At 37.5% G+C, this 8,394-nt stretch carries 7 protein-coding genes; 4 read left to right on the top strand and 3 right to left on the bottom strand.

The genetic code is table 11. The features are described 5' to 3' along the window. Positions 1-1,179 (top strand): NADH-quinone oxidoreductase subunit N (locus AC1W31_RS14480; protein WP_481735183.1); only part of this gene is annotated, 1,179 nt, incomplete at its 5' end. 24 nt (positions 1,180-1,203) lie between these two features. On the opposite strand, the gene AC1W31_RS14475 is transcribed toward AC1W31_RS14480, so the two are convergent. Next, positions 1,204-1,716 (bottom strand): phosphoribosyltransferase family protein, encoded by a 513-nt coding sequence (locus tag AC1W31_RS14475; protein WP_481735182.1) that lies wholly within the window; start codon positions 1,714-1,716, stop codon positions 1,204-1,206. Between the two features lie 270 nt (positions 1,717-1,986). On the opposite strand from AC1W31_RS14475, the gene AC1W31_RS14470 reads away from it, so the two are divergent. Further along, positions 1,987-2,556: a YcxB family protein gene (locus AC1W31_RS14470; RefSeq protein ID WP_481735181.1), complete on the top strand. Its 570-nt coding sequence runs from the start codon at positions 1,987-1,989 to the stop codon at positions 2,554-2,556. 141 nt (positions 2,557-2,697) lie between these two features. On the opposite strand, the gene AC1W31_RS14465 is transcribed toward AC1W31_RS14470, so the two are convergent. Beyond that, positions 2,698-4,395 carry a S41 family peptidase gene (locus AC1W31_RS14465; protein WP_481735180.1) on the bottom strand — a complete coding sequence of 566 codons (1,698 nt, stop codon included), beginning with the start codon at positions 4,393-4,395 and terminating at the stop codon, positions 2,698-2,700. Between the two features lie 109 nt (positions 4,396-4,504). On the opposite strand from AC1W31_RS14465, the gene ruvX reads away from it, so the two are divergent. Together ruvX and AC1W31_RS14455 are read left to right on the top strand one after the other, a co-directional pair. After that, positions 4,505-4,918 (top strand): Holliday junction resolvase RuvX, encoded by a 414-nt coding sequence (ruvX, locus tag AC1W31_RS14460; protein WP_481735179.1) that lies wholly within the window; start codon positions 4,505-4,507, stop codon positions 4,916-4,918. Between the two features lie 82 nt (positions 4,919-5,000). After that, positions 5,001-5,753, top strand: a complete 753-nt coding sequence (locus AC1W31_RS14455; RefSeq protein ID WP_481735178.1) for a shikimate dehydrogenase family protein — start codon at positions 5,001-5,003, stop codon at positions 5,751-5,753. A gap of 99 nt (positions 5,754-5,852) precedes the next feature. On the opposite strand, the gene AC1W31_RS14450 is transcribed toward AC1W31_RS14455, so the two are convergent. After that, complete coding sequence (locus AC1W31_RS14450) at positions 5,853-8,318, bottom strand: penicillin acylase family protein (RefSeq protein ID WP_481735177.1); 2,466 nt, start codon at positions 8,316-8,318, stop codon at positions 5,853-5,855. Between the last annotated feature and the right edge of the window lie 76 nt (positions 8,319-8,394).

Below are 8,394 nucleotides of genomic sequence, written 5' to 3'. Positions count from 1 at the left end.
TTGATGATTTATCTTTCGATTGAAATTGTTTCGGTTTCGTCATACATGCTTACTACGATTAATAAAACCCGAAAAAGTACGGAAAGTGGCTTGAAATACATCCTTTTTGGGGCCTCTGCATCAGCGGTGATGCTTTACGGAATGTCGCTTTTATACGGAATGACGGGAACCTTGGATATCACTTCTCCCGAATTTTCAAGAGGCCTTTATCAGATTGATTCCATTGCATTAACGGTTGCTATTGTGATGACTATCAGTGGATTTATGTTCAAAATATCCGCTTCGCCTTTTCATATTTGGACACCCGATGTTTACGAATCTGCGCCTACGCCCGTGGTTGCTTTCTTTTCGGTAGCGCCCAAAATTGCCGCCTTTTTAGTGGCCATTAGGTTTTATTTTGCCGTACCCAATAACCTTCAAACCATCACCGCAGTTTTGGCCATGGCGAGTATTACTTTTGGAAATTTTTCGGCTTTGTGGCAAAATAATGCGAAACGATTATTGGCATATTCCACCATTGCACATTCAGGATTTATGTTGATTGGTTTAGTAACCATGTCGCAATTGGGCATTACGAGTGTCGTTTTTTATCTAATCGTTACACTTTTTACCAATTTGGCTGCTTTTCTTTTGCTTGATTATGCCAATCAATTGACAATTATTAATGAACAATTAACAATTGATTCTGACTTTGCTAAAGGAAACTTTAACAAATCGTTTGGTAGCCTATTGGAGAAAAATTCAACAAAGGCGAAACGCTCTCCCGAAAATCAAACCGAAGCATCGGACGCATCAAAAATTGAAAATCTAAAAGGTCTTGGCAGGCTTAATCCGTTCTACGGAATTATGATGTTGCTTGTGATGATTTCTTTGGCGGGAATTCCTCCAACGGCAGGATTTTTTGCGAAATTGAATATATTTTCGGCTCTTTGGGAAACGTATCAAACCTCAAATCAGCCAATTTTATTGTGGCTTTTTATCTTCGGATTGTTGAATACAGCCATTGGATTATTCTTTTATTTAAAAATCCCCTTCTATCTATTTTTCAAAGAACCACTTGAAAATCAGGTATTTGAACTAAATTCTAAGCAATATTTCTTAGTTATTATTCTAATTTTACCCATCCTGATTTTATTCTTTAAGGCGGATTGGCTAATGAATTTGATTAGCTATTTGTAGCACAGGTTTCCAACCTGTCATATTTTATCGTAAATAAACCCCAATCTCTGCTTCATTATCAAGCACAACAGATACGTAATCATTGAGTGTAGTTGATAATTGATAGCCTACGTAATCTGCCAAGATCGGAAATCTACGGTAATTTCTATCCACCATTACGGCTACTTGAATTCTTTTGACGGGAATACTCAAAAATGGGGAAAGGCAATACGCAAATGTTCGTCCCGTGTTCAAGACATCATCAACCACCACGATGGTTTTGTGTTCCAAAAAACGCTCGTCACAATCAAATTCTACGGGGCTATCGTAGGTCACATCCTTATCAACATCAATCAAAACTGCGGTTGCCTCAATGCTTGAAATTTCGTTTAAGACAACGGTTAATTTCTGTGCAAAAGCGTGTCCTTGCCCTTTTATTCCCGCAATAACGATTTGGGTTTCTTCAAAATTATTTTCGTAAATCTCAAAAGCAATTCTTCTAATTTTTTGTAAAACCTGCGTGTGGTTGAGTATCTGATTATCGGTTAATTCCACCATTTTGTCAATTAATTTTGATTATTAATAATTCATAATTGAAATTGTCCGAATATCAATTCGGATTTATTCGTAAAATTAGGTAATCGAACGTTAAAAAAAGATTTCTTTCCATTTTTAATAAAGGACCGTTTTAAACTTATTCCTTTTGCTGTAAATGACTTAAAACGGAAAATTTAAACCAATTCATTGATGGACAAACTATCAATTATTAAATTTAATTATTAATTTTCTTTACCTTTGCAGTCCAATTTATAAAAATATTTACCAAAAATGGCAAAAGGATACTCTTCACAAGGACACGGACAACAAAAACGAGTACAACAGGCAATACCAAGTAATCCATTAGCGATTAAGACAAAGAAATTTGCGCTTGAAAAAAATAAATTTATTACTTTAAATATGCTTCAATTAGTTAAAAATCAATGGTATTGGGGTTTTGTGCCACTGGCTTTGATATTAATTAATGCTATTTTGAATGTAACAAAGGTTTATCCAAATTACTGGATTTATGTTATTACAATTTTAGGAGCTTTGGTTTACGTAATATTTTGGGCAATTCAATTTACGGGGGTTACGCAATTAGAACAATACAAACAATTATTTCAAAAGTATCGCTACGAAATTGATAGTCGTCAAATTTTGATGAAATTGAATGATACTGAAGGTGGCGTTATCAAATGGGATATGATTAAAATGGCTCGTAAAGATAAAGATGCTTATGTGTTGGATATGGGCCAATATCAATTTATTTACCTGCCTTTCACGGTTTTTAATAATGATAATGACAAGAAATTGATGGAAAGAATCTTGAAAGATAAAGGATATATTGCTGGGGAATAGTTATTTGTTACTGGTTTCCAGAACGCAAAAAAGGCTTTCAGAATCATCTGAAAGCCTTTTTGTTAGGAACTTCCCGAAAGTAAAAATAACTTTCGGGAAGTAAGAAACTTATTAAACAATGTATTAACTAATAACCCAATCTTACTTTTTAATCGAATGAGAAATCGTTTCAACCAATTCTCCACGAGCCATTTTTTCGGCTTTGTCAAAGTATTTTAATGATTTCTGAAAAGTATCGTCGTACGGTGCCATCACTTGCAAATACTCATTATTCATGCCATCCGCAACTTTTCTTTGCCAAACATTACGAGCAATATAGGCCTTGATTTGGGCTTTAATATAAGGCATCGAACGTTCGTATTCTCGATCTCGCATCTTCACATTTGCCTGTTTCGCCAATTTTTGCATATCCAACATCATGGCATCATTTACCACAAAAAACTTATTAAAATCCTTGAAAGTGAGTTTTTCGATTGATTTAATGTTATCGTTAGCATAATTTAAGGCAAATTCACGAATGATATTTTTACCCCACAAATCACTCATGTATTTAGTGAAATAAGTCGTATCTCGTGCCACAAAAACATCGGGTGTAATTCCTCCACCCCCGTAAACTGTGCGACCGCCAAGCGTTTTGTATTTTAATTTTTCGTTGAATTTGATACTATCAGAACTAAAAAATTCGCCACTTTTTGTGCGTTTTTCATAGTCTTTTTCATATTCTTCTTCTTGTCCCATCAAATATGGTTTCTGAATACTTCGTCCACTTGGGGTGTAATATCTTGAAATAGTCAAACGCAATTCTGAACCATCTTGTAGATTTATAGGCATTTGTACCAACCCTTTTCCGTACGAACGTCTGCCCACAATCAATGCACGGTCATTGTCTTGTAATGCACCCGCTACAATCTCAGCTGCCGAAGCACTATTTTCGTCCACGATAACCATAACAGCACCTTTTTCAAATATACCTTCTCTTTTGGTATAAGTCTGGGTATCATATTTTGTGCCTTTTCCGTCGGTATAAACAATCATGCGTTCGCCCGCCAAAAGCTCGTCCACCATCTTTTCGGCACGGTCTTTATAACCCCCAGGATTTCCACGAAGGTCAAGCATTAGACGTTTACAGCCTTGTGCTTTAAGGTTTGTTAAAACAGTTTTAAATTCATCAAAAGTTGATTCTGTAAATCTATCCACTTTAATATATCCGGTCTGGGCATCAACCATATAACCTGCCGTAACGGAATAAGAAGGAATTCTATCACGAACAACAGTGAATTTTTTGATGCCTTTTTCTCCATTTCGAAGGATTTCTAATTTTACTTCTGAACCTCTCACTCCACGCAATTTGGTGAAAATTAGACTATTGCTCACTTTAGGTCCAAATAATGCAACGCCATCCGCCCTTAATAAACGGTCGCCACTTTTGATGCCGATTTGTTCTGAAGGACCGCCCACCATCGCATTCATGACGTAAACGGTATCGCCGAAAATATTAAATTCAATACCAATGCCATCAAAACCTGATTCTAATTGAGAACGAGCAGCGGCGGCTTCATCGGTTGAGAAATAAGCCGTATGAGGGTCAAGTTTTTCTAAGGTTTTTTTGATAGAATATTCTACCAACGAATCAGTATCAACCGAGTCCACGTAGCTGGTTTCAATCAAGGAAAGAATTTCACGGTATTTGTTGAAACCCTTAGCAACAGAATTCATTTTGGTTTGTCCACCAAAGAAATTTGCTCCCAACAAAACACCACCGACTAAGGCAATGGCAATCCAGATTGGTATTTTCACGATAGTTGAATTATTGTTAATTGGCGTTTGTGGTTTTTTCATATTAAATGGGATGTCTTAAAATGATCATTAAAGTTACGAAAAACTAAATCGTAGCCAATGTTTTTGATGTAACTTTGTTTTTTTAAGTAACCTAAAAGATGGAACGCAGATGAGAATATTAGCCATAGATTACGGAACAAAACGAGTGGGTTTGGCGGTGACCGACCCCTTGAAAATCATTGCTTCTGCTTTGGAAACGGTTCATAGCAAAGATGTGATAGATTTTTTGAAAGCCTATCTTGAAGGGGAAGAAGTGGAGGCTTTTGTGGTAGGAATGCCCGTAAACTTGGATGGACAAGATACCAACAATACATCGCACGTGAAGGGTTTTGTGAAGAAATTACAAATCACATTTCCTGATGTTCCTATACATTTGCACGATGAGCGTTTTACCTCAAAAATTGCCCTTCAAGCCATGATTTTGAGTGGTTATTCCAAAAAAGACCGTCGTGAAAAAGGAAATATTGATAAAATTTCAGCGGTTATTATTTTACAATCATACATGGAAAAAGAGGGAATTTAAGGATTAGGGAATTGGGATGAAATCAGGTAATTAATTTCATCCCAATTCCCTAATCCCTAATTCTCTAATCCCTAAATATAATATGCACATTTACGGTTTAATAGGCTATCCATTGGGTCATTCCTTTTCAAAAGGATATTTTACAGAAAAATTTTCAAATATGGGACTCTCAGATACGCACGTATATGAGAAATTTGAATTAGAAAATATTAACGATTTTACGGCTTTGTTAAAATCACAAAGTCTTGATTTAAAAGGACTTAATGTTACCATTCCTCATAAACAAAATATTATTCCTTTCTTGGATTCGGTGGATGAAGCAGCGCTGAAAATTGGGGCAGTCAATACCATCAAAATCATGGAAGACGGTTCAACCAAAGGCTTTAATACCGATTATTGGGGCTTTCGTTGGACTTTGGAAAAGTGGGATTCTTTCCAAGAAATCAACCCACAAAAAGCCTTAGTTTTGGGAAAAGGTGGAGCCGCAAAAGCTATTATTCAAGCCCTGCAAGATTTGGGATTGGAAACACAATACGTTTCTCGCAGAAAAGAAGACGACACAATTACCTACGAAGAATTGACTGAGCAAGTAATGAACGAACATTTATTAATTGTGAATACCACGCCATTGGGAATGTTTCCTCAAGTGGAAGCTTTTCCAGAAATTCCTTACCAATCACTCACAAATAGACATTTGCTTTATGATATTGTCTATAATCCTTTGGAAACAATGTTCTTGAAAAAAGGCTTGGAACAGGGTGTAAAAGGCGTACATTTTGGTTTGGAAATGCTCCACGGACAAGCAGAAAAAGCTTGGGAAATATGGCAGGAATAAGATAAATTTAGTGCAATGTTAAGTAAGTCGCTTTAACTTCCCGAAAGTTCTAAAACTTTCGGGAAGTTCCCCAATCAAATAGTGAAATAAACATGATGCTTATTTTACCAATTTCACAATCTTCTTAATTCTATCCGATTTTTCATCTTTCGTTTTCAAGAATAACAATTCGTTTAATTCCCCTTTTCGCCAAGTTTCAATCATATCGTCGTAATGTGGACTGCCTGGGTTACCCGATTGCCCACCTGGAAATACGCCATAACCTTTTGTAGTGTTGTCTTTTCCTAATTGCACAATCATTCTCCACGAAGGACCGGTGCGTTCGGTTGTGGCATTTACAACGCTTCCGCCTCCTCCAATTTTCACGTCGTTTTTACTCCATGCTTTCAATGGATTTGTGCCACCCAAATCTAACAAATGACGAATATCCGTTGATTTATATTCTGACCAAGCCCATGTGGAACCCATCGGAGATTTTCTCCAAACTGCCAATGAATCCATCGCTGCTGAAAGTGTTTTGCTCGCTAATTCTTCAACGGTTTCTACTTTATCTTTCGTTGAAACATCATCAAACCACTTTGATTTGGGGTCTTTTTGCATTAATCTCAACGTGCGGTCGGTGGTTGGATATTTCATCGGAATATTTTCATCATATCCGAATTCATCTTTCCAAATGGCTTCATAGAACAAATCTGACCATGTTTTAAAAATCGTTGGCGCAATTTCATCGGGGTCATTGTTAAATTTCCAAGCCGATAAAGTTTTGATAGCGGGCAATTGTGCGGCCGATGGTGTTTTGATGTAAGACAACATGGTTGGTAAAAAATCAAAGGCTTTCAAATTGAAATTGTCGTTTTGCAACATTCTCAAAGAATCTACGGTAACTTTTCCGCTTGGCATTTTTTCCAAACGTTCGTTAATTCTTCTACCACGTTCAGACGGTGCAAATTCCCAATTAATATAATAAGGATAACTTGGGTCGGTCGAAGATTGGTTGGCCGAACTTACAAATTCTCGGTAAGGATTTTTCATGTGTGGATTATGGGCGGCAGGGATAAATGCGTTCCAATCGGCGGCTTTATCGGTGCCGTCCAAGATGTATTTTCCTTGCTGACGAGCTTTCAAAGGGAATTTTCCGTTTACCCAAAGCGCAATATCGTTTTGATTGCTGGCAAAAACAAAGTTCTGAGCGGGCGCTGAATAATGCGTTAAAGCCTTGGTATAATCTTCATAATTTTCCGCCCGGTTCAACTCATAAAAAGTGGTTAATTCTTGCGATTTATCGTGGGCAATCCAACGCAAAGCATGACCCGTTGGAATGTTTTTCTTCAAAGGTTTTTCGTCGTCCATATACACAATCGGGCCGTGATGCGTGTATAAAACGGTATCTATAATATCCACTCCGTTTTTAACTTTATATTTTTCGATGCGAGTTGTAATTTTCTTCCATTGTCCATCGTGGAAATATTCTTTTTTTGTCGCATCCTTAAATTTAACTTCGTACCAATCTACCACGTCTGCACCCACGTTTGTCACGCCCCAAGCGATGTCTTTATTGAAACCAATAATCACATTTGGCGTTCCCGGCATGGTTGAGCCATACACATTTACGTCAGGACTTGATAATTGTATTTGATACCAAATTGAAGGCAAACTCAAAGTCAAATGTGGGTCGTTGGCTAAGATTGGCAAACCCGTGGCAGACTTTCCACCGCTAACCGCCCAGTTATTAGAACCAATGGCCTTATCACGCTCGGTAGCGGCTTTTGAACTTCCCGTTCCTATGAAATCAATGGGCGATTTTGGTAAAGCCAAAGGCGTGAAATCTCGTGGTGTTCCGCCCGGAATAATGGGGCTTTCTACGAATGGATAATTAGGAAAAAGATCTTCTGCGGTTTGTTTTCCGTATTTTCTAAGAACATTAGTCATTCTCAAATCATCCGTTCCCGAGGCTAAAACGAAAGACATATTTTTCAAAAATAAAGCACTTTTAATGGGCGACCATTTTTCAGGTGCGTATCCCAATAATTTATATTCTACGGGATATTCACGGGGTTTTAATTGGGAAATATAGGCGTTTACGCCATCCGAATAGGCTTCCAAAGCAATTTTTCCGTTGGGGTCTTCCATCATACCAACCAAAGAATTTTCAGCACCATATACTGAACCCATTCTTCGCTGAAAACGGTCTTGTTCGAGCGCTTTCGCACCCACAACTTCCGTCAAACGACCTGCTGCATAATGCGTTTGAAACTCCATTTGCCAAAGACGGTCTTTTGCCGTAACGTAACCTTGTGCCAAATATAAATCGTGGTTATTTTTGGCAAAAATATGCGGAATTCCGAGTTCATCGTATTCGATAGTAACTTCATCCTTCAACCCAGGGATTTGTAGAGAAGTTTCCGTAGCATCCGACCCCGCAAGCGGTTTTTCGCCATTGACCCAGAAGCCCGTAAAAGGATTTAAAAATGCGCCAAATGCAGGGGCTGATCCCCAATTTCGATTGAGTGCATAACACAAAAAAACAGTAACGGCAAGCGTAAGAAAGGCTTTTACAAATTTCATGGTTTGTGGATTTGTTAAGAAATGATAGTACCAAATTAGGAATTTTTTTGATTAAATTGAGAATTTCTTCACAATA

It is taken from the genome of Arcicella sp. (assembly GCF_964672035.1).
The sequence above is the reverse complement of the archived record's forward strand: the minus strand, read 5'-3'. Positions and strand labels throughout refer to the sequence as shown.